This window comes from Paenalicyclobacillus ferrooxydans (genome assembly GCF_001399675.1).
GTDB lineage: Bacteria > Bacillota > Bacilli > Alicyclobacillales > Alicyclobacillaceae > Alicyclobacillus_B > Alicyclobacillus_B ferrooxydans.
Map to the genome: position 1 here is coordinate 79,183 of NZ_LJCO01000042.1, position 24,124 is coordinate 103,306.

Sequence of the window (24,124 nt, forward strand, 5' to 3'; positions counted from 1 at the left end):
ATTGTGTTGTAACAGTGAAGACCTATAAGGTTTCAGATAGAACAATGTAGGACCACGTTGTAGTGCTATGGTTGCATAGGGAGTAGGCCAGTACCAGACAACAGTGGGTCTGGAGCCAAACCTACTCCCCGCAAATAGTGTCACTCAATATAGGTCTGGACTGGTGTCATGGGGTGAGTTCCATACGAGCGAATTCCCCATCCCTCCATAAACAAACGAGAACTGCCCGTCTTGAAGCCTACCTTAACGAACACCACTGGAATACTTAGCCTCGTGCTGTCGCTCCACCATCAGGAACTTCACATACCAAGACGTCGTATCCATCTAGCACAAGATCTCCCTCAATGAGTTCCCCGTTGAGTGCATTCCTACAGCCATGATGCAGGTGCACTGCTTGTGGCTGTCCGCTGTAGTTCAATAAAAAGACATATCGGTCTCCAGTCAGTGGGTTGCGCCGAATCTCCAGTTCAACTTCCTCAGTCGTGGATACCAATTTGTTTTCTGTATCAACCAAGCCTGTTAATTCAATCAACTTCTTGGCAAGTTCACGCGTAAAAACGGAACCGTAGTAATACGTCGTTCCTTTGCCAAAACTATTTTGAACCAAAGCAGGCGTTCCGCTGTAATAATTACGGTCGTAGGTTGCTAATACAGTGCAGTCTTCTGACGTCGGTTGTAAGACTTCATTAAAATCTACTGCATGTATGCAGCCAGAAGAACTCTCGTCACCATTCCACACTAAATTCGGAACTTCATAGGCACCTTGAATCCTGGTAAAGTCGGAGACTTGAACACCAAATAAATTTTTTAATGGCCCAGGCATAGAAACTTGACGGCAATGACCATTCACGTCTTTAAGGCCAGCCCGACACCCGGTGATTAAGATCCCACCGGCACTCACAAACTGTTCTAACAGCTCGGTTACCCTCTCTGATAACACCACAGGATGAGGATAAACGAGAACCTTATATCTCCTGAGGTCAGCTAGTTGCGTTGTCTCTGAGAGGTTTAGGACATCGCACGGAACGTGACTCGTTTGAAGACCACGAAACCACTCTTTTACACTCTTCTTGGTGTACGGACCATGCCATGTATCTACTTCGCCGTCCCAGTCGTTGTTATAATCGCGCAGCAAAGCAACGTCTGCTTGCACTAGACTTCCTGCTAGTTTGTCGGCCAGAAGGCTTACCTCGTTAATCGTTTGTCCAATCTCCGCAACTCGCCGATTAGGTTGATTGTCATAGTCAAAAATTCCATGCCAATAAATTTCTGTTCCGAATGGCGCTGTTCTCCAGCGGAAGAACACAATCGCATCGGCCCCGTGCGCTAGTGACTGGAACGCCCACAGCCGCAACTGTCCCGGAAGGGGAGTCGGCTGCTCAATTCTGTTAACCCAGCCACCCGGCCCTGCCTGTTGTTCCATCACACAGAAATTTGGTGAGACACTTCTTGCCACTGACAGATTAAAACTCCATTCACGATCTCTCAGCGACTCATCGTCAGCGAGCATTCCAAAATTCGGATAAGAATCATACGAAATAAAGTCTAGATAACGCTCAGTTAACTCATGCGTGTCTAAATGTCCAAAGATGCCGTTCGTCGTAATAAATTGATGTGGTGCGTACTGTCGAATGACCTCGGTTTGATTTTCAACGAATCGCATTACGCTATTCGATATAAAGCGTTTTTCATCTAGTGCTTGATGGGGGTTTACGGAGTGACTCGGATTTGGACGCGTTAGATGTACCTGTTCCCATGCCGTGTACGTCTGAGACCATACAACGGTACCCCAGGCATGGTTGAGCCTATCTAGCGTTCCATACTTTACTGTCAACCATTGGCGGAACGCCTCATGATCGCGTTCGGAGTAGAATACATCAATCTCACAATTCAACTCGTTATCGATTTGCCAGCCAATTACATGTGTGTTCTCGCCATAATGTTTGGCCATCTTTTCAACAATCCTTCGGCAGTATTGTTGATAGACCGGGGAGTTGTAGTTATAGTGTCTGCGCAAACCGTGTTGAAATTGAATACCATCCAGCGAAACATTGAGCACTTCCGGATATTTGTAAGTCAGCCAAGCGGGCGGCGTTGCAGTTGGCGTACCCAGAATCACACCAATTCCAAACTGTCCAGCTCGCTCAATAAATTCGTCAAATAATTGAAATGAAAATTCCCCATCCTTCGGCTCGAAAATCGACCAAGCAAACTCACCAACGCGTACCATGGTTATGCCCATATGACGCATCATTTCCAAGTCGCTATCCCACATGTCGGAAGACCAATGTTCGGGATAGTAGCAGACGCCAACTTTTAAACTCTTTGCGTGAAGAGTCTTTGTCAACGAAAACTCCTCCTAGCATCGTTATTTGTTTTGTTTCTTTAGCTCTTAACACTCCCCATGGTGATACCGGACGTAATATACTTCCGTAGGACACCAAAGAGAATCAGCATCGGTATCACAGACAAGAAAGAAGCAATCATGATAAGTGGATACAAAGGCATACCTGTGCCAGCGGTATTCAAATTCCCAACCCATATAGAAAGCCCAACCGTGAGTGGGTATAGTTGCGACTTGCTCAATAGCACCAAGGGCAAGAAGAAGTTATTCCAGGTGCCTATGAAGCTAATGAGGAACAGAGTGACCAAGCCAGGATTTATTATCGGTAATCCAATTCGAAAGAATATCCAGTAGTCGTTGGCCCCATCAACTCGACCTGAGTCGAGTAACTCAGCAGGCATAGCTTCACGAATATAGACAGTCATGAAATACACGCCAAATGGATTTAAAAGCATGGGTAGAATAACCCCAGGATAGGTATTAATTAGCCCTATCGACTTCACTAGAAGAAACGTAGGTATGGCCAACGCCGCAGCAGGCACCATCAACGCACCAAGAATACTGGTAGAAATAGCCTTGTTACCTTTAAACTTATACATACTGAGCACGTATCCAGCCATGGCTGATATCAGCGTCCCTAACACAGCTGCAGCTAATGAGTATGTTACCGAGTTAATTGCCCATCTCCAAAATACCCCATGTTGATAGGAATTTAGCCAGTGCCAGTTGGAGAGCAGATTCCAATGGGACGGAAACAGCAACATAGGTGTATTAAACAACTGTTGCGTTGTTTTGGTGGTGGATACAAGCAGCCAATACAAAGGAAGCAGAAAATAGGCAGCTATCAGAGTCAACAAAATTGTCGTAGCCGTTTTCTTAACTGGGTCAGCGGAACGGCGATGATTCTCACGTTGCAGATTTGTTGTTGATATCATTACCGCACCTCCCCCGGAACCCCATTCATATTCGGATGCTCCGCCCGGTTAACCTTCTTCTTATTTGAAGGAGCCGGTTCAGATGTCATGTACAGGAAAAACAAGGAGGCAACAAAAGTGATGACAGCAAGGACCACTGACATGGCTGCCGAGTAGTTAAAGTTTCCGTAGCTAAATGCCGTATTGTATATATACATATTCGGCGTGTACGAAGCTGAAATAGTTGTCAGACTAGCCAGTACAAACGGTTCATTGAATAGTTGAAGCGAACCAATGATAGATAAAACGACAGTCAGAATAATCGTTTGGCGAATCATCGGCACTTTCACATGGATCGCCGTCTGTACCTCCGAACAGCCATCAAGTCTTGCAGCTTCATACAGTTCAACGGGTATCGATGTGAGGCTGGCGAAATAAATCGTCATGTTGTAACCAGCCCATTCCCATGTAGCCATATTAATAATCCCCGCCAGCACATGACCTTGGGCTAGTAAATTAAGAGGGTGTTTCGCACTAAAAAGGCTCATCAGCGGGTCCAGTTGCGGAGCGTATAGAAACCCCCACATAATTGCGGCAATGACTCCCGGGACAGCATACGGAAGGAAATATATCAACCGAAACATCGCCTTGCCCTTCACATAATCACTATCCAACAGAAGCGCCAACACCAATGCAACAATCAACATGATGGTGACTTGAATTACGCCGTAAAGAATGACCCTCAGCAGCCCGGACCAGTAGGCCGTATCTTGGAAAACCTGAACGTAGTTCTGAAGACCAACAAAAATATTTTGGCCGCCATGACTCACGAAAAGGCTTAGATAAAGCGCATACAAGACTGGAAAGATGAAAAACACGGCAAACAACACGACAAACGGAGCCAAAAGTAGAATTGGCACCTGCCCCCGACCAGTCCTCATTCAAATCACCATACTTTCTTTAAATCAAGTCACTTCAAAGGGGTACTCGGTTCCCACGAGACCCCTTTGAATTGATTACTTAGGAGGTTCTTCTGCGACGCCAAATCACCAGCGCTCCGCCGACGATTAGGACGATAACAACAATCGCTACAATTTCGCCGACATGTGAGGAACTCGAGGCAGCCTGACCAGTTGCGCTAGAGGCAGAGGAAGATGCAGCTGATCCATCTACTACTTGGTATCCTTCTGTTTTAGCAAAGGCAACTGTGTTCTTTTGAATATTGTCTAAAGCTTGATCCCACGTTTCCTTGCCACTAGCCGCGTTTGCGAACTCGACTGTCATTTGGTTGTATACATAGTCGGTCCATGGACTCCATTGAAACGACGTGTTAACCGACGCAGCTCCCTTTGAATATACTGACTGAGGGTTCTGCCCTGCCAAATCAGATTGAGCCGAGTTTAGTTGCGGTAATTGAGAGGCATATTTGTCCGCAGGGTACAGTCCGCGGCCTCCAGCTGTGTATGGAGTACCCGACAAGGAGACTGTGGACGATGCAGTGTTAATGAACGCAGCGAACAATGCGGCCGCTTGTGGATGTTTACTCTGCGTAGTTACGGCATTGGTCGCTCCACCCCAGTCGCCGTCAACAAATGTTCCGTTTTGTTGCCATTGAGGAATGTCTGATGCATTCCAATTATTCGTACCTGGTTTAACATAGGGGCTGATAACATATGCAGGAGACCATGAAGCACCTGGCGTCGCTGCATACTCTCCTTTAGCAAGAGCTGTTTCCCATGCCGGCGTATAGTCACTAACCGCCTGCACATCGCCTTTTTTAATCAGAGAACCCCAGAAATTCATGACTTTCTTCGCTTGGGGACTATTAATGGTGATATTCCAAGAATTTGGTCCTGTTTGTTGGAAGAGTTTAGCGCCACCTTGCCACAGGAGCCCCGTGATTTCGCCCGGGTCATTGATGGGTAGATAGGAGAAGTACATATTCGGGTTTGCGGTATGCAGTTTATTGGCATCATCCGCAAACTGTTGCCATGTCGTCGGTACCGTAATGCCGTACTTCTTAAACACATCAGTCCGGTAAAATAGCGCCATTTGTCCGATGTCTTCCGGAACGGCGTAGACTTTACCATTTTGACTCACTTGGTTCCAAGTCCAACTTGGGAAATAAGACTGAGTAAAGTTGACGTACTTCGAAATGTCTTGGAGACCGCCACTGCTAATAAATTTAGGCAGCATCTGATATTCAATTTGAGCAACATCAGGTGCACCACTGCCAGATTTAAGAACAGTAGCGAGTTTGGTATACTCTTTCGAACCCGAGCCAATATCCTGGGGAACCACGTGAATATTCGGATAAACTTGGTTGAATGCCTTGATAACATTGTTTGGATTTGCAGTCCACGTCCACCACGTAATTGTTACGTTTTTGCTGTAAGAAGGATATTGCGGTTGCGGAATTGTTGCTGCGTGAGCTACCACTTGAGAAAATGACATACTGGCTAGGGTCAATCCAGACACCAGCGCCAAACGAGCAGATGATTTCACACTTCCCCCACCTTTCTGAGCAAAACACACTATTGGCAAACACTGATTTGTACTACCATCCAATTTCCACATCGACAATTGTATGTATAAATGTATGCGCTGTCAATTCTTAATTGAAGAACAAATAGCGCAAGCAAGAATAAACAATTTCATGTTTCTGGTTACAGACATTGGTCAAAACATCGAAAATCATGCATTTACGCCGAATAGTGCAAAATAAAAGAATGGATATTTGTCCGACCCCATGATAATATGTACGTACAAATCATACATGCTGATAATGTTATTACTGTAATTTGTACCTCAGACAATGGCGTCCATAATGCAGTAATCAGTACAACTGGAAATGATCTTAATAACAGGGTGTGATCTGGAATGAAAGGAAACATACCGAAATACACGCTAATAAAAGATGAGATTCGTGAATGGATTACATCGGGTCACTTTAAACCTGATCAACAATTGCCTACGGAACATCAGTTAGCTGAACAACTCAGCGTTAGTCGGCAGACCATCAGGCACGCAGTGACTGAACTTGTTCGAGAGGGCCTGGTATACCGTGTTCAGGGGAGCGGTACGTTCGTATCGTTGGTAGACGATGCAAACCATATGATGGGTGAGGGAAATAAATTAATTGGCGTTATCACAACCTACATATCGGATTATATATTCCCATCCATTATCCGCGGCATTGAATCGGTTCTGAGTCAGCATGGGTATTCTATACTACTCTTCAGTACCGGAAATCGTTTTTCTGAAGAGAAACGCGCACTCAGCAAAATGCTCGAACTGCAAGTTGAAGGTGTTATCGTCGAACCTACCTGTAGTGCTCTGCCGAATCCTAATCTGGGAAACTATTTTACGCTTCTCAGCCGGAATGTACCTGTAGTAACGCTAAACTCAACATACAGCGAACTTCCAGTCCCTTCGTTACGTTTGGACGACTCCATCAGCGGTGGCTTGGCAGCTAACCATCTGATTGAGCTGGGGCACTGCCGCATCGGCGGAGTTTTTAAGAGTGATGATAAACAGGGACTCTATCGCCTTCGAGGTTTTCTTAAAACGTTGATCAAAAATAGAATTGCCCCAAGTGCTAGTCTCCTTTATATGTACCAAACGGCTGAAAAACAGTCGGTTGCTCAGACTTACGCGGACATGATCGCCACCATGCCCACGTCTAGTCGGCCCACAGCAATTGTCTGTTACAATGACGAAATTGCTAATTCCCTAATTAGACATTTAAAAAAATACAATATTTTAACTCCAAGGGATGTATCTATCGTTGGCTTTGATAACATGCAACCTGCATCCGAAGCAACCGACTGGGGTTCCCTTACAACGATTAATCACCCGAAATTCAGTATGGGTGAAAAAGCCGCAGAATTCATCATAGACATCTTAAAATCCCTTCGGTCAGGCGGCAGCATTATCGACATACCTGACTTTGTGTTCAAGTCAGACCTGTTACCTGGCGAGTCTACATCATCCCTGCAGCTCTGATCATCTTTAGGTCTCCTTGCTGACGTACGAAGAAATACGAGGGTTGGACAATAGTGTGATCCCATCCTCATGCCGTGTTTCCCGTTGCCGTGTTGTTGGTCTGTCCCGGCGACGGGCTCTGATTTGTGCTGTTCTTGCTAGCCCCTGATGCTCCGCCCCCTTGCTGCTGAGACCCCACCGACCCATTCTGCGACCCGGCCACTCCTGACGATCCCGATTTCCCCGTCACTCCATGGTTCAGTTTCGATCCTGGAATTCCCGAACGGCCACTATCAACCGAGCCCTGATGACTCTTGACCCCAGGATGACTGCCCACTCCCGCATAGTGGATAACCTGCGGCACGTAGGCCTGGGCAGTATTGATGATATCCTGTACGGCCTGACTGGGCGTGATGCCAGTGGTGCCTGTGTCTATGCGATGGATGAAGATTGGATTCGAACCCGCCGTCACGTATCCAGGCGCTGTCGTAAACAGATAGTCATATCCAGCGGCCCGCGCAATCGATGTAGACAACCAGTCTCCATACCCATATGGCCAGGCAAATTCCCTGACTGGCTGGCCGATCTGCTGACTGAGTTCGACCCGCGCCTTTGTAAAGTCCCCATAAACACGGTTGTAGTAATGTTGCGGGGTTTCGGTAATCCCATTAACCGTCATCAGTGTGTTAAACACGGGCGTTAACATCCCATTTTGCCCGATGACTTCGTAGTGCTCATGGTAGGTGTGACTTTCGAAACACATTCCGTCATGAACCATAGTCTTGATCTGGCCCCACGTGAGAAACTCGTTTCGCAGCGGATGATCCGCAGTTCCCACAATGTCGAAGAACGTGCCCTGCATTTCGTGTTGAACGAGGATGGGCAAGGCGTACGTGTACATATCTCTGTATCCATCATCAAGGGTAATCAGCACCGCATTTGGAGGTACGGAGCCCTGTCCATTTAAAAAGGAGATAAACTGCTGATTGGTGATCACGTTGAAATGTTGGTGGAACGCATCGAGATCAGCTGAAAAGACCTGTGGAGTAATCACGAATTTTGAATACACATCGGGTGAAATATCGTGGAAGGTTACCACGACAACTTTATTTGTGTAATAGATCCGATTGCTGGTGTCGACGTTCATGTGGTGCAGATCGAGGGGTTGAACCTTAATTGACCGAACCAGAACAGAACGAACATTTCCTCTGTTCTGTTTATTAAACGTGTTTTGAGAACCGATGGGGTGGTTTGCCAACGGTCGAATATCGTTACTCCCTGTTTGTACGACCCATTTATCCTTCATCGGGTTGATATCCACGAAACCAGGAATGATTGCAGCAGCTAAGCCGGCGACAAGAGCGAGCATAACACCTCGACTCAATCTCTTCATGCGTTTCGTGCTCCTCCGCATCCTGGAACATCCCATAGTTCCAGCCTGTTTCAGGGATGTTTTTGTTCCCCTGTCCTGACGCAAGAGTAGCATCTGAATTCGTGTTTCGTCACTATAGGTTTCGATTAGATTTCGTTAAGACACCGCGCATGAGAAGCCCCCCATCTGAACTTTATCTGTACTTTAGCCATCTTTATAAAGTGTCAGTGACAGGGAACCATATTGTGCATTCCCCCGACCCGCAGCTAGTTTTGCGGGATTACAGACGCCAAGGGCTCCTCATAGCAATTTTGGTGTCATATTTTATCGAATGGTACTGAAATGAAACTCCCACAAGGAGGACGAACCCATGGCCATAGGCACCATCAATCACTCACATCCGCGTCAGCCATCACAACAGATTTCAAGCTCACCGATTGTAATTGGAGCTTTGGCAATCTTGATTGTGGTTGTACAACGCTTGTTCTTAATACTGTCTGCTTCGACTGCGTCTGCATATTATCACCAAACGCCAACACTCAACCGACTCCTGGTCACTGGATATAATCGGTGGGATTCATGGTATTACATCAGTATCAGTATGCACGGATACACCGACTTTAAGGAATCCGCATTCTGGCCGTTCTATCCCATCGTCATGCGCATTGTACACATGGTGACTGGATATTCGTATTTGGACGTCGGTGTCTCCATCTCTTTGGTTTGCTTTGCCGTAGCTCTTTTTTTCCTCGGGCAGCTTGTCTACGCGTCTTTTGACATGCGTACCGCCGGCATCGCTATGGTACTCTACGCATTCTTTCCGACATCGTATTATTTCGACGCAACGTACACGGAAGCGTTGTTTATGGCGCTCCTTATTGGCTCTGTCTACTTTGCCCATCGAGGTCACTTGCTTACTGCTGGTGCCATGTCCGCTCTGGCGACACTGACACGAAATACGGGTATCCTGGTGTGCATTATACTCGCTGCTGAAATCATCAGATTGCGACAACCCGGCTGGAAGTTCTGGACACTAGAATGGTGGAAAAAAGCCGGCTCTTCAACGTGGTCCCTGGCCTTTGCACCGGCAACGCTTGTTGGGTATTGCGTATGGCTCAAGTATCGGTTCGGGAGCTTTTTGGCCTTCGTTCAGGCTGAGAAGATTTGGAACCGGACACACATGCAGCCGTGGGATACGATAGCCAAGGCTTTTGAGTTCGACTTGTCCCCCAATGCCCACATGAGTACACCAGGGTACCACCTGTTCGAGATTGCGTCCCTCCTGTTTGCACTGGGGACCCTTGCTTTGGGACTCTTGGTTGTTCGGCGCTCCTTGCACAAATGGGCATGGTGGGTGTACACGGCTGCGGTTGTATGGGTGTTCTTGGCCGCACCTGCTCTGGGCAGAAATCCGGACTATCTGATGAGTGTCCCGCGTTTTGTCTTGATGCTTTTTCCGTGCTTTATATTTCTTGCCCGGTTCACACAGTCGTCATTCCGCACCAGCGCGGTGATTGCCGTTTTTGCATGTGTCCTCTTTCTTGAAAACGCGATGTTTTATTCGGGGATGTGGATTGCCTGATGCGCGCTCTAAAGGCGTTTGTCCAGGTGCTACAGTCTTGATTCCAATGACATATGTCGTGTCTAATCTCATGCGAATCCTCATATCCAAATCGATACCAGCGACAAAGCGCTGGTATCGAATCACTCTGACACAAACTGAGTGTCTCAGGCTCACCGCATGTCTCTATCCGTGGCTCCGGTCATTACCACGCCCCATAATGCCTGCTTCGTTGTTTGGCTATTGTTAGAGTAAAATAGATAGACAACGGAATATTCGTTATTCTGATATTGTTAAAGTAAAATCAGTAGACAACGGATTATCCATAATGACGCAAACAGTTCCAAACTTTGTCCACAAAAAATGGCGAGGGGCATGACGCATGAGACACGTTCGAAACGCAATGGAATCAATTGTTGAATATATTTACGAATCGGAAATAACCCGTTTACACAAGATGAAGTGCAACTGCGATCAGTGTGTCTCGGATGTCTTTGCTCTTGCACTGAATCATTTGCCCCCTAGATACGTATCTACGTCAGTGGGCGAAGCCTTCGTAGAGACAATGGTCATGGACATACAGTTAAAACTCGATGTAGTGAGGGAACTGATGATGGCTGTGGTTACGGTTGAAAACAATCCACGCCATGACTGAGTGACACACGCGCGGCATACCAGCGAAGTTTTCCTGAGTCAACTTTCAGTTAGTTAACGTTGAGCGAATGAACTCACGCCTCGCCACAGATTCGGCTCCAGGAAAACCTTGTCGCGTTCACGAAAAGGTTGAACGGATTTCATTCGGGTCGTCACCTGTCCGCGCTTACTTCCTCATAAGTCATAACGCCCTAGCCGCATTGGCGCGAATCCTATAGGACCTCACAATACTAGACGCGTTCGCTCTACCCCGTGACACAATGTCAAGCACGCACACAAAACAGATCGGTAAGTCTGGTTACCCTAACAGACCTCAATGCCGGAGAATATGCGACCTAACTCGAAAATGATTTTTGCTTGGTGCATGTGATACTTCATCCCATTAGTAGACTCTATGGTAGCCGGTTGAATGTAGCTCAGAGGAAGGGGCTAAGACTCGGGTTGATGGTAAGCAAAAAAATCATCTAGGATCACTCAGCAATGCTAATCTCTTGTAATCAAGTTGGCCCGCTGCGCTCCATCACTTCCGGTCAAATATGACTGCAACCAACGCCGGGTCCCACTCGTCTATCTTGATGGAGTTAAAAAACATTTAGAGGTGATACTACATTGAAATTTCGACCAGTCGTATTTGGCACTATTGCAGCAGGCGTGATGGCAACACAGACTTTCATGCCTATTGTCGCTCATGCAGCTTCCAACATGAGCAGCTCCAAGGTTCAGTACGCGAAAACGACATTCATCATTGCTGGGAAGCCTACTTTGCATCCTGAACACATTGTTGCGAATGACCCATGGTCAGAAAAGGCAACAGATTGGGTTCCGGTGTATTATTTGCAAGAAGTTCTTCACTCTTTCGGAGTCCATTCTGAATGGAACAGTGGAGATACGTTAAACATTTCGTCGACCCCCACTAGCTGGACCATAAATACGAATGATGCCACAGTAGTAAAAACCTTACAGGCAAATGAAATGCAGTTTTCGATCAATGGCGATAAATACACGTTTATGGCTTGTCCGAAGCTCGTTGCCAAAGATCCGGCAAGTGGTGTATACACCACGTATGTGCCTGTCTATTACGTAGATTTATTTCTAAAGAATCGATTAAATATGAAAGCCATATGGGGAGCAGACGCGTGGAGGTTATCCCCTCAAACAAGCTACACACCGCCCACTTCCATTCAATCTTTGGCGGTAAATGCAACCGGTCCCGCAGCAATTCAGTACACGCCACAAAAGTCTCAAACATCAGCCGTTAACCAACAGGTTCTCTCATGGCTGAAGAGTGCCACAACAACAACAATGAACTTACCGCCTTCAACTCCGGGATTGCACTTCGAAGGCAACATTGGACCCTCTCGCTTGACTATCACCACGGCAGATAAGTCGACAATCAGTATCTACCCGGCGTACACCGTTACAGCAAGTGGTAACCAAGGTACGTACCATGTGAATTATGAGCCAAATGTTATCGCTTATGTCTCGGGTAACCAGACGACGTATTTAAACTCCCCTGGACTATACGCATGGCTTAAAAATAACCAGTGGAAGACGGAATTCACATCCGAGGAAACCTACACACCACCCACTTCTATTCAATCGTTGGCCGTAAATGAAACCGGTCCCGCGGCAATCCAGTACACGCCACAAAAGTCTCAAACATCAGCCGTTAACCAAGAGGTTCTCTCATGGCTGAAGAGCGCCACAACAACAACAATGAATTTACCGCCTTCAACTCCAGGATTGCACTTCCAAGGCAACATTGGACCCTCTCGCTTGACTATCACCACAGCAGATCAGTCGACAATCAGTATTTACCCGGCATATACCGTTACAGCAAGTGGTAACCAAGGTACGTACCAAGTGAATTATGAGCCGAATGTTATCGCTTATGTCTCGGGTAACCAGACAACGTATTTAAACTCCCCTGGACTATACGCATGGCTGAAGAATAATCAGTGGAAGACGCAATTTACGTCCAACTGACATTTAGTGAATCCGCGAACGGACACTCGTGGTTGAAACGTGAACATGCCAATCTCTACGCGGAGGCGTGCGCCTAAAACGCCGCCTCCCAGAGTATCAAGCCTCCAAAATCCTGTGTCACGATTCCGATAACCTCGGTCAGGTTATGCCTGCTTTCTGCTCTTGCTGAGCACAAAACCGGATCCCGCAAGTTCACGGGAACAACGAGTGTTCTCAATCGCAATTTCCTCTACACTGAGTGTACGGTGTATTTCGAAAGCGCGGACAGTTTCCGACACAGATGTGCTATGATAGACCGTTTGATATTCAGACAAAATTTCTCGGAGCAGACTCGGCTCATGACCCGGGGGAAGATGGATTTCAACGCTGTAGCACATCTTTGACAGTTTAGTTGTTGAAAACTCAGTCATCTAGGTCTCGAAACCGCGCTGCTGCGCGGTTTTTCTGTTGATAAGTGCTGTTTTGATGCTGAAAATGTAGGTCAAAAAGTGTTTGGACAGTTGACGACGCTGGCGCGTCATGAAGGCTGAGTTTCTCGGGAAAGAGTTCCTTAGCGTACCACCTCCGCCACAGAACCTGGTGCAGGTACTCAAGGCACTGAACGTTCCGCTTCCTGCGAAGGCCATCCACCTGCGTCAGACCTCATCCGGCACCCTCGTTTAGTCCGAATTCAGACTTGAAGGCCCCAACTAGATTGGGGCTCTTTGCGTTGTAGGGCAAAATACCCCCTACAATCCCTTGCTGGGCCTAGGGGGCTGTCAAAGATGAGCTTCAATGAAACTATCAAATCTATTAACGCACACCGCTGTTCACAGGTTCAACTCCAGATACACCTTGTCCAGTTCATCTTGGGTGATGCCAATATACGCGAGGGTCACAAATGGGGTTGAGTGATTGAGGAGCTTCTGAATACGCGTGATGTCGACACCCGACTTGTAGGCCTGGTATCCAAACGTCTTTCGCAGCGTGTGCGTGCCGATCCGCTCCATAATTCCAGCGTACCGCGCAGCTGCGTTGAGAGCTCTCCAAGCCTGCTGCCTGGTGATGGCACCGTTGCCCTTGCGGCTCTTAAACAGCGGGTCGTCGAGATTCCAACCGGATCGACCGGATCGATAAGATAGGTACTCCGAGATGGCATCTTTGGTTTTCCTGCTAAGGGGGAAGTGTTTGCTTTTGCCGGTCTTCTGCTCTTTCAGTGAGACACGGTCCTTAATGGCTCCAGTCTCATCGACGACGTCTTTGATGGTCAGGTGCAACAGATCGCTGATCCGAAGGCCACTGTTCAACCCGAGGATAAAGAGACAATAATCTCTCAGGTTTGTCCCCCGCAGATATTGCTTCATGACTTCAATGTCTTCACGTTCGCGAATGGGTTGAACGGATTCCATGCGGATCGCCACCATATCCGTGCTTGCTTCCTAAGAAATCATAACCCTCTAGCAACATTGGCGCGAATGCTATCGTATGAGTGTGTTGCGCATATGTATATCAACGGACAATTCGTCTGATCACTTTAGGGAGGTTGTCGTGAAAGCAGCGACTTTTTTCGACACCTAGGAGGTCATACACTCTTCCCGACAGACAAGCGAGTCGTTCACAGCTCGAGATTCAGGTAAATGTTATCCAGTTCCTCCTGGGTAATGCCGATGTAGGAGACTGTGTTATATGGTGTGGTATGGTTAAGCAATCTTTGGATTCTCGTAATATCAACACCTGATTTGTACGCTTGATAGCCGAATGTCTTTCTAAGTGTGTGAGTTGCAATATGCATGTCGACCCCTGCTTCCTTCGCAGCCCCCTTTAAGATAGTTCCGATGTACCCCGAAGTCATGGGCCGGTTCCCCTTTCTTTGACTGTGAAACAATATAGATGAAGGTCGAAGGTGTGGATGCACTGCAAGATACTCGGTTACGGCCAACTTTGCGTTTTCACAAAGAGGAAAATCCTTTGTCTTGCCGGTCTTCCGCTCTCTCAATTGAACACGATCCCACACAATGCCGCATTCGTCCGCGACGTCCTGGAAAGTTAAGGACAGAAGATTGCTGATTCGCAGACCACTATTTATCCCAAGAACGAATAAACAGTAACCTCGAAGATTGTTATGCTTTAGAACCTGTTTAATGGCCTCAATATCCTCACGTTCACGAATCAGTCGAACTGGTTCCATCTTTACCGCCACTACTATTAGAATTTTTGTGGCGATCCGATGATAGATCCACGCAGCAGATAAGCTACTCCGATGGTATCAATGCGGCCGGTATTGCCAAGCCCGGATATGTGATCCAGTGTTTCAAAATGTTAAATCTGCAATAAGCGGGTCTGGCTGAGGGTGATCATTGCATGCGCATGTGTTTAATTGACTCTATGTAGGCAACTGTTCCGAGGGGATCCAAAGAATAATAAACCTTGTGGCGGTCAACGACTACACGATATGTACCCAGATATTGTTCCTCTTTGGAAGGCATACTTGTTCCAAGCACAATGATCTTCTGTTCAATTTCATTCATAAGGTTACGGCGATAAATTGAAGTTTCGTCTGGGGTAAAATGTGAACTCGTTATACTCTGCAAAAAACGAAGCGATTCCAGTGACCACAAAACTTGTTCGATCATGGCTCGGCTTCTCCACGTTCCAACATTTCAAGTGCTTCCTCGGTCGAGTATACTCGCCCAGCCTTAATGTCTTGCTTAGCTCGAGCAATGGATGCCTTCAACTCAGCGTCGACTTCAATTTCCAGTCCGACCTCATTCATAAACGGCAACCTCGCCACGAGATATGGAGTTCCGTCTACAATAACAATTGTATTATCATCTCCGATGAAACGCTGAAATTGCTCAGCATCCGCACCCTCAAGTCGTTTCAGCATAGGGAAGCCTCCTTTTCCGCAATTGTAGCACCTGACTCAGCACTTGAGTAGCGGTGTCATGGATCTACCTGAGATCTGCTGTCTTTAGGGAAGTTGTCACGAAAGGAACTACGTTTTTCGACACCTGGGCGGTCCTACACTCTTCCCGATAGATAAGCGAGTTGTTCACAGATCGAGATTCAGGTAAATGTTATCCAGTTCCTCTTGGGTAATTCCGATGTACGCAAGTGTGTTATATGGCGTGGAGTGGTTGAGCAACTTTTGGATTCGCGTAATATCGACACCTGATTTGTACGCTTGATAGCCGAATGTCTTTCTAAGTGTGTGAGTTGCAATATGCATTTCGACCCCTGCTTCCTTCGCAGCCTCCTTTAAAATAGTTGCCGCGTAAGATGCAGTAATTGGACCATTTTGTCTTGTCCGACTGCGAAACAAAATAGATGTAGGTCGTAAATATGGATACACTGCTAGATACTCCGTTATGGCCAGCTTCGCGTTTTCACACAAGGGGAAATCCTTCATCTTGCCGGTCTTCCGCTCTCTCAATCGAACACGATCTCTCACAATACCGCATTCATCCGCGACGTCCCGAACAGTTAAGGAGAGAAGATCGCTGATTCTCAGGCCACTATTTATTCCGAGCACAAATAAGCAGTAGTTTCGCAGACTCTTATGCTTCAAAACCTGCTTAATGGCCTCAATGTCCTCACGCTCACGAATTGGTTGAACTGGCTCCATCTTTATCGCCACCACCATGGAATTTTTCGTGGCAATCCGATGATAGATCACACGCAGCAGATGAGCCACTCCGATGGTATCAATGCGGCCGGCATTGTAAAATATGAGGGATTTTTTCCTTGCAGATTACACAAACGCGAGCCCCGACTCCTTCTCCTTGTTGATCACAGAAGAATTTCGAAGCTGGGGAAAATGTACTTGTGTTGCATTCATTTTAGAATCCGAACCAGAGTTCCAGAACTATAATCACATCGAGACAGATCGGCAGATGTTGCACTGATTGGAGGCGAGCGTACACCCGTAACATGGATGAGGGGGCCATCACACTACGAAATTAACGAACTTTCCTTCAAACGCAGCTCACCGGACTCAATCTATAGTGATGATTTTACTAACTCGATTAGCTCTGGTAGTTCCTCCAATCCGTCTCTCCGCTCTAACTCCTCCTTCGACCTCACGTGAATAAATGCTTCCCAGATATCCTTACAGAATCCATAAGTAGCAGTTGGGGTACTTGTTACTACTGATGAACTAGATGAGATAGGTACTGCTCCTTGAGGGACCAAAGATGAGGCTTTCTTCTTCATATCAACACGATCCTTATGCGGTTCATCTAGCTGAAAAAATGGATGTTGACCCCGGAATCCAGACGCTTCTAGCCATCTTTGCAGTGCTTCGTCGGGTAGGTAATTCTCGATCTCTCGCTTACTTAGAATATGTAGGTCATATCCAAGTTTCTCACATACCTCTGCCACTTTCGCGTGTTCCCGTTGTTTTGATATCAATACCGTACCATCAATCTCAACGTCCCCATCTATAATACAAATCGCTCGGTTGCGGCCCCCTAGTTCTTCTAAGCAAGCACAAATTGATGATCCACCACCATTATCAAACTTAGCACGATCATCCGAAATGGGGTCTCCTTCAAAAAATCTAAAAACAGTATTCAAAAATGTCTTATCGGAACGATTATTTTCTACAACAATCACTAGTCGTTCAATAAGATATCTAGGGACGAGTTCAAGTGTGATGATGTCAAGACGTCGATCCGCCTTGGATACCGATACTCTCTGGTTTTCTACGTGTATCCTAACCACATCAGTCTCGCTACTCGAATTTTTTATATGATCCACAAAGTCTTCCGACAAGACAATCCTGACTAATCTAGCGGGAACCGAGAGACGAGGACCTTGCCAGGTTTTCTTGAAATGCTTTTCAAAAAACTGCGCGTAACGTTTAAAGGGCTCACCTCGGAAATGTGTAATATCCGACAAATGCAACTCGTGATGTCCTCGGATGACCTTTGCAATCAAACTATCCAGTGTGGATAGAACGTTTACATCCGTCGACGCATTCAAGACTCTTTCATCTATTTGTATTACCATTGGTACTTGTCCTCCCCGTGCTGCCTCATGACTGCCTTTTGCAACAGAAGGGTTTCTTGATAATCCTGAGAAAAAAATCCTTCCGGCCAGTCGGGTATAAATCCATCTCGATCTATGTCGAGTTTCTTGATTGAGTTACTTCCCGTAACGCCATTCTTTGACGAGTAATACAGAGCAAGGTCGCTGGGTCTTAGTTTTCCTTCGGCTATATATCTTCGCAAACGCAACAAGAGATACTCACTGTGTGTTTCAATAAGGAATGAAGGTCCCGTTTTATTCCTCGGCTTAATAGCATTAATAAATAGGTCAGCTAAACTTGCCTGGGCTGCAGGATGTAAATGCAGCTCAGGTTGCTCAATAACAGTTAAAGAGGAGTCAGTAGCTAAAAATGTCTGGAGCACAACCGGAATAAGTTGCGAAAGTCCGTGCCCCACATCGATAATATTGTTCTTCACACGGGTCGTGACGTCCTCAATCATTATGCTAAACATGTCCCCGCGCAAATCGTCTACGTGCAGGCGAAACCCTAAATTCTCCTCCAACCATTGGGACACATTAGACACAACTGGACCCTTAGTCCGCATGTCCTGAGACAGGATTAGTGGAGCAAACTCCCCGTCCCCACCCAAATGGTGTACCGCATTTTCACGGTAGCGATAAGCACGTTCTGGCGTCCGACGGAACGGCCCTATATAATTAATCTTATTAGCAAATTCCGACCAGTAATCCCCAAGAAATCTGTATAATTCGAATAGAGTTATCTCGAAATCATCAAGCGTTCGAACTTTTTCACGTCTCTTTTCCCTTTGAACTTGTAGTGCTTCGAAGATTGTCCTTACGTCCGGCAGAAATTTGTCAAATCCTAAAGGCAAATTCCTATGACGAAAAGTAGCATCTGAAGCGATGTGCCCAAAAATGTCGTAGGTCCCATCTTGCGTTCGCTCGGCTCGTAAAAATTCTTTTCCACTTTGTTGACGGATTATGAATCTTTCAACCTTAATAGTTGTGGAATACTTTTTTACAATAAGATTGAGTACAAGTGATTCCTTATTGCTAGATAACAAACTGTCACCGAAATAGTGGCGACGGTGGTTAAGTAGTGAGGGGTCAAACTTGATCTCAAATTCGATCTCACGATTCGGGTCGTGACCAAAAACAACATCGTCATAGCTTCCATAGTCGATGGATCTCCCAAAAAACAACAACGGAGCCATAGAGTCATCTAAGATGGTTTGCTTAAGTACTAGAGGGAATCTCATGACACTGCTCTTACCAGAACTATTTTGCCCGATTAGTATTGTAATAGGTTTAAGCTCTATGTTGTCGGTATCAAGGTACCCTTTTACGTTTTTCAATCTCATCATAGAGATCACTTCTGAACCCCCTACATTGGCTTTCATCGATATTACCATATTATGATAATAATCTAAAACTAGGAGTCAATAAACTGCCACTCGAGTAGACGGATGTGGTTGTAGTGGGCGCTAGTCGCATCATTTAACAGCAGACCGTGGTTCACTAGATAACGTTCAATGTCAAGTAAATCGATTGTGCTATTCGATTACGAATCGTAGGGAACAACATGCCATGCAAATCAAAAAGACCCCCTAATTTAAGGACGATCTTCTGGGTAAGATAATCATTTATTCCGGAAGAGGAATAAGACAACACGATTCACATAAAATCTCGCTGTTTGTAAACGTCGAATATAAGTGTTCCGTGAAGGTGACCCTAATCCCTTCCCACATCTCTTGAAAGTCCATATTTTCACCGATTCCTTGTCATACTTGGTTTCTAGCACCTTCGCGAACCGTTTTTAAGTTTGCTTCGCACTTCTCGTCCGAAACCTCAGTAATGGAACGGATAGTAACATTAAAGTTGTGCGTTCCCTTAGTCGTGGCCCCCCGCGCCCGGATCCTCGTTCCTATATTCATTGGATATCGCAACTAATGATGTCCCCGTGTAAAGTACTTTACTGCGGACTGTTCGCTCATCCGGTTATGATGTATGCGAGGCTTTTGGATCTTCCAAGAGGCGCCGAAACTCTGAAACAGACGAAATGTAAAAGTAGGCTCCCTCTTTCCGCAGAACGCCAAGCGTCTCAAGTCGGCGAAACACTTGAGCGACAGTGACTCGTGTGGTGCCAGCTAAGTTAGCCATTTCTTGGTGAGTAAACGAAAGCGAAATACGGACCCCATCTGCTGCGTTTGATTTATTACCAGAGGCCTCATCCTGAAGACTGGTATCAAGTATCACTGTTTCGTGAAAGCGGTTACCTGGGGCAACGTCATCCTGACTGCGTCCAGCATGTGGCGCACCATAGGTTTCAGCGAGCTCCAGGAGATAGTTCGCAATCCGGTATTGAGCCGAGGTATATGACAGAGATGTTAATTGGGAGAGCAGCAGTTGGTATTTATGACTCATACTTTGGCAGACGAATTGTGTAAACGAAGGCTCCGTTCGAAAGAGGTGATGAAACACATCCATAGTAATACGCATGAGTCGTGCGTCACTCGATGCAATCGCGTTTGTCACAGAACACCGATCTGCCTGTAGGGCACCAAACTCATCGAAGATACTGTTGGATCCAACAACTAGTACGGTCTTTTCTTCTCCGGTGGGGCTCAATTGAGAAAGACGGACACGCCCTGTTTCTACCACGTAGATGGATTCAAGCTCAGTGCCTTCATGCAGGATATGTTGGTCTTTTCTCACCTGAAGAGGCACTCCGTACTTCCGATAGGGAGCCCAGTCAAACGTCACAGATTCGACCCAAGTCGACACGCGCGAAAATGGTTGAACGGACATCAAACCCACCTCTTTGGTTGTGTCACCAACGTCTGCTTTACGTCATTATTATACCGAACCTTCTAGAAATTCACGAAACGGGAGGGACAAAAATATGGCCATGAACGATGATGCTGTCTTTGAACGCGAAAGCGGCCTACAACGGCAACTTTCGACAGGTCAGTTAACGATGATCGCGATTGGCGGCGCGATTGGCACCGGTCTTTTTATGGGATCCGGCATCGCCATCGGGTACGCCGGCCCCGCAGTCCTGATTAGCTTTGCAATTGCAGCGCTGATAGCGTTTTTGATGATGCTGAGTCTGTCAGAAATGGCCGTGGCGCATCCAACCGCTGGATCATTTGGTGTGTACGCTGAGAAATATTTAGGAAGTTGGGCGGGGTTTGTCGTTCGCTACACCTACTGGGCAGCTCAAGTGATTGCCATCGGGGGTGAAGCCACTGCAGTTGCTATTTACATGCACTACTGGTTCCACGGAATCCCAAAGTGGATTTGGATTGCGGCGTTTGCCATTGCCCTCGTCTACGTCAATGCAAGAAGTGTTGGGAACTTCGGCAGGTTTGAATACTGGTTTGCAATGATTAAGGTCGTCGCTATCGTCCTCTTCATCATCCTTGGCCTTGCAGTAGTTTTTGGCATAGGGGCTCCTGCAAGTGGCTTTTCAAATCTGACCAGCCACCACGGGTTCATGCCAAATGGGTTCCACGGGGTATGGATGGCCGTACTGATGGCAATTTTCAGCTTTTATGGTGTCGAGGTAGTTGCTGTCACATCTGGGGAGGCGAAGGATCCTAATAAGGCCATCCCCCGCTCCATGCGAGCCATGGTTGTTCGGTTAATTCTGTTCTACCTGCTCTCTCTGTTCATTATGCTCAGCGTCATTCCCTGGACGCAAACCGGTGCGAAGGTGGTCAGCGAAAGTCCATTTGTCCTGGTCTTTGCAAAGCTTGGTATCCCAGCTGCTGCCGGTATCATGAACTTCGTTGTGCTGACTGCTGCACTTTCCAGCATGAACACGAATCTTTACCTCTGTACCCGAATGATTTTTTCACTTTCACGCGGGGGATACGCCCCAAAATCACTGGGATATATCAGCAAGACAGGTGTCCCCGTCCGAGCGTTACTCGTGTCGAGTGCGGGACTGCTGATTGCTATCATCTTGAACGTGTTCACGCCTACCGCGTTCAACGACCTGTTTGGCATCGCAATTTTTGGCGGTATCTTCGTATGGCTCATGATTTTCATCACCTTCATGCGCTTTAGGCCGCAGTCGAAAAATTGGTCACTGTCGTTCCGGGCCCCCTTGTTCCCTGTTGTGCCCATCGTCGGAGCCTTATTGCTCGCAGCCATCCTCATTACCATGGCAACGTCTCCGGACTGGGTATCCGCTTGGTATTACGGCGCGCCCTTCATTGTCATCTGCGGCATTGTGTACTACTTTGTCTGGGGAAGAAAGAAAACGCCTGTATCCGAAGCCGCTTCGACCAACATGAACTGAGGGGGAGAACCATGTCACTGCAGAAATACCGAGAAATGTTTCCAATACTCAGCGAAAAAGTCCATCTCGGGAACTGCTCCCAGTCACCACAGTCAGTACCTGTGATGCGGGCCATGAACGAATATCTTGAGAATTGGAGAATAGTCGGCATGGACTGGGACTTCTGGATGACAGGTGTAGAAAGAGCAAAAGCTTCGTTTGCCCGTCTCATCCATGCAGACGAGGATGAAATTGCAATGCTCTCGTCCGTATCCGATGTGACCTCCATGGTAGCAAGTACACTGCCGTTTGGAGAACGCAATCATGTCATCACAACTGTTGATGAATTTCCAACGGTGGGTCATGTCTGGCACGCGCACCAACACCGAGGTCACATTGAACTCGACTTTGCCAGTGCAGATGACAAGATGTACACACCCGCAGTGTTTGAACCGCTGATGCGTCCGACTACCGCACTGTTGTCGGTGCACCATGTCGGTTACTACAACGGAGCCAAACAGAATTTAAAGCAGTTGGCTGAATTTGCGCACAGCAACGGAGCATACCTGTTTGTGGATGCCTACCAATCACTTGGTACCTGCAACCTCAACGTCAAAGAACAAGGTATCGACTTCCTAGCGTCCGGTAACTTGAAGTACCTTCTTGGACTCCCAGGCGTCGCATTCCTCTACGTCAAAAAGGAGTTAGCAGAGCAACTGTCCCCTGCAATGACAGGGTGGTTTGGTCGGCAAAACCCATTTTATTTCGACAGTACACACCTGGACTTTGGGAGTGGAGCAAGGCGATTCAATACCGGCACTCCGCCAGTGTTGGCTGCATTCGCCGCTCGGGGTGGTATGGATCTATTAAATGAAATCGGACTAGATGCCATTGGGGCCCGTATTAACGAGCTCTCGGAATACGCCGTTGAAGGTGTGAAATCCCGCGGACTCAATCTGGCCAGTCCAGAGGACGTATCCCAAAAGGGTGCGAACACTGCCATTCGAGTTGGCGACTCCCATGCAGTCGAAGTCTATCTGATGGCGAGAAACATCATTGCGTCGGCTCGTGGAGATGTCATCCGCTTGGCGCCACATTTCTTCTCACTCGAATCCGAGATCGACCAGGCCTTGGACGCTATTCTGGAGTGGGCGAAGCATTGAACCATAAAACATTGTCACAGCATGCGAACTCAAGCCGCGCGGAAGATCAACAGCGCGGCCTTGGGTTTGTCCAGAAACATCCCGTAAACCGAGCGAGTAAGTATTTCCTAACTGTCCTCTCATACCTGATGATCCTATTAGGTACCTTTTTAGTGTCAGTTGCATTCAATATGTTTCTCAATCCGAACCACGTGCTTGTGTCAGGCATCGGCGGTGTGGCGATTTTGATCTCTTATTTATTTAAACTCTCACTTGGCCCGATCTACTTACTGATTAACATTCCTCTGTTTCTTGGAGGCTGGCGGTACGTAGGATTCCCATTCTTTCTGAGGAGCATTGTGGGAACAGTGTCGCTGTCGCTGTTTCTCGTCTTCACAGGCCGTTTCCCGGCCTTTCACCATCCGATTGAAGCTGCTTTCCTCGGAGGTTTTCTTAGCGGGATTGCTATTGGAGTCGTGCTGCTCGCAGGAGGAACAACGGGCGGAACAGATATTATCTCCGTCATCGTCAACCGAAGATCGCGATGGTCTGTCGGCCACATTATGTTTGTCATAAACACACTCATCGTTATCGGTGGTGCCTTCCTCTTTGGGATTGAGAATGCGCTTCTCACTATCGAATCGCTCCTTATCACCGTACTTGCGGTTAATGGTGTATTGAAACTAGGAGGATGGGAGAAACGCAAAAGTTCCCGAGTCAACATTGAAACGCATCGTTCCTCCACCCCACCCGGACCAGACCAATAATGATGATACAAACGCAAACACAAGCCAGAGTAAGGATCCTTCTCAACAAGCGGGAAACATGCGGGAGAGGGTGACCGTTGGTGCACATGCCCATCGCACCGTGGTATGACTGTGCATCGGTCACAT

20 protein-coding genes are annotated in these 24,124 nt (G+C 47.1%); 7 read left to right on the plus strand and 13 right to left on the minus strand.

Annotation, left to right across the window (positions count from 1 at the left end):
* Window positions 1-265: 265 nt before the first annotated feature.
* The 4 genes from AN477_RS09620 to AN477_RS09635 all read right to left on the minus strand — a co-directional run bounded on the left by AN477_RS09620 (window position 266) and on the right by AN477_RS09635 (window position 5,763).
* Window positions 266-2,347 (minus strand): beta-galactosidase, encoded by a 2,082-nt coding sequence (locus tag AN477_RS09620; protein WP_054968941.1) that lies wholly within the window; start codon window positions 2,345-2,347, stop codon window positions 266-268.
* 38 nt (window positions 2,348-2,385) lie between these two features.
* Complete coding sequence (locus tag AN477_RS09625; protein ID WP_054968942.1) at window positions 2,386-3,279, minus strand: carbohydrate ABC transporter permease; 894 nt, start codon at window positions 3,277-3,279, stop codon at window positions 2,386-2,388.
* A complete protein-coding gene (locus AN477_RS09630; protein ID WP_083486125.1) occupies window positions 3,279-4,199 on the minus strand; it encodes a carbohydrate ABC transporter permease in 921 nt (306 codons plus the stop codon). The genes AN477_RS09625 and AN477_RS09630 overlap by 1 nt, the downstream gene beginning before the upstream one ends.
* A 79-nt stretch (window positions 4,200-4,278) precedes the next feature.
* Entirely contained in the window at window positions 4,279-5,763 is a 1,485-nt protein-coding gene (locus AN477_RS09635) for an ABC transporter substrate-binding protein (protein ID WP_054968944.1), read from the minus strand.
* 375 nt (window positions 5,764-6,138) lie between these two features.
* Here AN477_RS09635 and AN477_RS09640 point away from each other — a divergent pair, with 375 nt between their 5' ends.
* Window positions 6,139-7,263, plus strand: a complete 1,125-nt coding sequence (locus AN477_RS09640; protein WP_054968945.1) for a GntR family transcriptional regulator — start codon at window positions 6,139-6,141, stop codon at window positions 7,261-7,263.
* A gap of 67 nt (window positions 7,264-7,330) precedes the next feature.
* Here the strand turns inward: AN477_RS09640 and AN477_RS09645 are convergent, their stop codons facing one another.
* Window positions 7,331-8,635, minus strand: coding sequence for a polysaccharide deacetylase family protein (locus tag AN477_RS09645; protein ID WP_054968946.1), 1,305 nt, complete (start codon window positions 8,633-8,635; stop codon window positions 7,331-7,333).
* A 349-nt stretch (window positions 8,636-8,984) separates the two neighbouring features.
* Here AN477_RS09645 and AN477_RS09650 point away from each other — a divergent pair, with 349 nt between their 5' ends.
* The 3 genes from AN477_RS09650 to AN477_RS09660 all read left to right on the plus strand — a co-directional run bounded on the left by AN477_RS09650 (window position 8,985) and on the right by AN477_RS09660 (window position 12,815).
* A complete protein-coding gene (locus AN477_RS09650; protein WP_054968947.1) occupies window positions 8,985-10,196 on the plus strand; it encodes a mannosyltransferase family protein in 1,212 nt (403 codons plus the stop codon).
* A gap of 361 nt (window positions 10,197-10,557) precedes the next feature.
* The gene (locus AN477_RS09655; protein ID WP_054968948.1) at window positions 10,558-10,830 is read left to right on the plus strand and encodes a late competence development ComFB family protein; all 273 of its coding nucleotides are present in this window, start codon (window positions 10,558-10,560) and stop codon (window positions 10,828-10,830) included.
* Between the two features lie 608 nt (window positions 10,831-11,438).
* Window positions 11,439-12,815: a hypothetical protein gene (locus AN477_RS09660; RefSeq protein WP_054968949.1), complete on the plus strand. Its 1,377-nt coding sequence runs from the start codon at window positions 11,439-11,441 to the stop codon at window positions 12,813-12,815.
* 809 nt (window positions 12,816-13,624) lie between these two features.
* On the opposite strand, the gene AN477_RS09675 is transcribed toward AN477_RS09660, so the two are convergent.
* The 8 genes from AN477_RS09675 to AN477_RS09710 form a co-directional block, all read right to left on the minus strand.
* A complete protein-coding gene (locus AN477_RS09675) occupies window positions 13,625-14,203 on the minus strand; it encodes a site-specific integrase (RefSeq protein WP_054968995.1) in 579 nt (192 codons plus the stop codon).
* Window positions 14,204-14,409: 206 nt separating this feature from the next.
* Window positions 14,410-14,982, minus strand: a complete 573-nt coding sequence (locus AN477_RS09680; protein WP_054968952.1) for a tyrosine-type recombinase/integrase — start codon at window positions 14,980-14,982, stop codon at window positions 14,410-14,412.
* Between the two features lie 166 nt (window positions 14,983-15,148).
* Window positions 15,149-15,427, minus strand: a complete 279-nt coding sequence (locus AN477_RS09685; RefSeq protein ID WP_054968953.1) for a hypothetical protein — start codon at window positions 15,425-15,427, stop codon at window positions 15,149-15,151.
* The gene (locus tag AN477_RS09690) at window positions 15,424-15,681 is read right to left on the minus strand and encodes a hypothetical protein (RefSeq protein WP_054968954.1); all 258 of its coding nucleotides are present in this window, start codon (window positions 15,679-15,681) and stop codon (window positions 15,424-15,426) included. The genes AN477_RS09685 and AN477_RS09690 overlap by 4 nt, the downstream gene beginning before the upstream one ends.
* Before the next feature lie 165 nt (window positions 15,682-15,846).
* On the minus strand, window positions 15,847-16,419 hold the full coding sequence (locus tag AN477_RS09695) for a site-specific integrase (RefSeq protein ID WP_054968955.1): 573 nt from the start codon (window positions 16,417-16,419) through the stop codon (window positions 15,847-15,849).
* A 374-nt stretch (window positions 16,420-16,793) separates the two neighbouring features.
* Complete coding sequence (locus AN477_RS09700) at window positions 16,794-17,804, minus strand: hypothetical protein (protein ID WP_054968956.1); 1,011 nt, start codon at window positions 17,802-17,804, stop codon at window positions 16,794-16,796.
* Window positions 17,798-19,168, minus strand: coding sequence for an AAA family ATPase (locus AN477_RS09705; protein WP_245631778.1), 1,371 nt, complete (start codon window positions 19,166-19,168; stop codon window positions 17,798-17,800). Before AN477_RS09705 ends, AN477_RS09700 begins: the two co-directional genes overlap by 7 nt.
* 634 nt (window positions 19,169-19,802) lie before the next feature.
* Window positions 19,803-20,612, minus strand: a complete 810-nt coding sequence (locus tag AN477_RS09710; RefSeq protein WP_054968958.1) for a Crp/Fnr family transcriptional regulator — start codon at window positions 20,610-20,612, stop codon at window positions 19,803-19,805.
* A gap of 94 nt (window positions 20,613-20,706) precedes the next feature.
* Here AN477_RS09710 and AN477_RS09715 point away from each other — a divergent pair, with 94 nt between their 5' ends.
* Genes AN477_RS09715 through AN477_RS09725 form a run of 3 tightly spaced genes read left to right on the plus strand, consistent with a single transcriptional unit; the run spans window position 20,707 to window position 23,998 of the window.
* Entirely contained in the window at window positions 20,707-22,110 is a 1,404-nt protein-coding gene (locus AN477_RS09715) for an amino acid permease (RefSeq protein ID WP_169787872.1), read from the plus strand.
* A gap of 11 nt (window positions 22,111-22,121) precedes the next feature.
* A complete protein-coding gene (locus AN477_RS09720; RefSeq protein WP_054968959.1) occupies window positions 22,122-23,252 on the plus strand; it encodes an aminotransferase class V-fold PLP-dependent enzyme in 1,131 nt (376 codons plus the stop codon).
* Window positions 23,249-23,998 (plus strand): YitT family protein, encoded by a 750-nt coding sequence (locus AN477_RS09725; protein ID WP_054968960.1) that lies wholly within the window; start codon window positions 23,249-23,251, stop codon window positions 23,996-23,998. Before AN477_RS09720 ends, AN477_RS09725 begins: the two co-directional genes overlap by 4 nt.
* The last annotated feature ends 126 nt before the right edge of the window (window positions 23,999-24,124 follow it).

What these genes read in the sequence shown, in the direction of transcription:
- AN477_RS09625 (WP_054968942.1), bottom strand. Translation starts at nt 3,279, where the DNA reads ATGATATCAACAACAAATCTGCAACGTGAGAATCATCGCCGTTCCGCT.
- AN477_RS09630 (WP_083486125.1), bottom strand. Translation starts at nt 4,199, where the DNA reads ATGAGGACTGGTCGGGGGCAGGTGCCAATTCTACTTTTGGCTCCGTTT.
- AN477_RS09640 (WP_054968945.1), top strand. Translation starts at nt 6,139, where the DNA reads ATGAAAGGAAACATACCGAAATACACGCTAATAAAAGATGAGATTCGT.
- AN477_RS09645 (WP_054968946.1), bottom strand. Translation starts at nt 8,635, where the DNA reads ATGAAGAGATTGAGTCGAGGTGTTATGCTCGCTCTTGTCGCCGGCTTA.
- AN477_RS09650 (WP_054968947.1), top strand. Translation starts at nt 8,985, where the DNA reads ATGGCCATAGGCACCATCAATCACTCACATCCGCGTCAGCCATCACAA.
- AN477_RS09655 (WP_054968948.1), top strand. Translation starts at nt 10,558, where the DNA reads ATGAGACACGTTCGAAACGCAATGGAATCAATTGTTGAATATATTTAC.
- AN477_RS09675 (WP_054968995.1), bottom strand. Translation starts at nt 14,203, where the DNA reads ATGGAATCCGTTCAACCCATTCGCGAACGTGAAGACATTGAAGTCATG.
- AN477_RS09680 (WP_054968952.1), bottom strand. Translation starts at nt 14,982, where the DNA reads ATGGAACCAGTTCGACTGATTCGTGAACGTGAGGATATTGAGGCCATT.
- AN477_RS09685 (WP_054968953.1), bottom strand. Translation starts at nt 15,427, where the DNA reads ATGATCGAACAAGTTTTGTGGTCACTGGAATCGCTTCGTTTTTTGCAG.
- AN477_RS09690 (WP_054968954.1), bottom strand. Translation starts at nt 15,681, where the DNA reads ATGCTGAAACGACTTGAGGGTGCGGATGCTGAGCAATTTCAGCGTTTC.
- AN477_RS09695 (WP_054968955.1), bottom strand. Translation starts at nt 16,419, where the DNA reads ATGGAGCCAGTTCAACCAATTCGTGAGCGTGAGGACATTGAGGCCATT.
- AN477_RS09700 (WP_054968956.1), bottom strand. Translation starts at nt 17,804, where the DNA reads ATGGTAATACAAATAGATGAAAGAGTCTTGAATGCGTCGACGGATGTA.
- AN477_RS09705 (WP_245631778.1), bottom strand. Translation starts at nt 19,168, where the DNA reads ATGATGAGATTGAAAAACGTAAAAGGGTACCTTGATACCGACAACATA.
- AN477_RS09710 (WP_054968958.1), bottom strand. Translation starts at nt 20,612, where the DNA reads ATGTCCGTTCAACCATTTTCGCGCGTGTCGACTTGGGTCGAATCTGTG.
- AN477_RS09715 (WP_169787872.1), top strand. Translation starts at nt 20,707, where the DNA reads ATGGCCATGAACGATGATGCTGTCTTTGAACGCGAAAGCGGCCTACAA.
- AN477_RS09720 (WP_054968959.1), top strand. Translation starts at nt 22,122, where the DNA reads ATGTCACTGCAGAAATACCGAGAAATGTTTCCAATACTCAGCGAAAAA.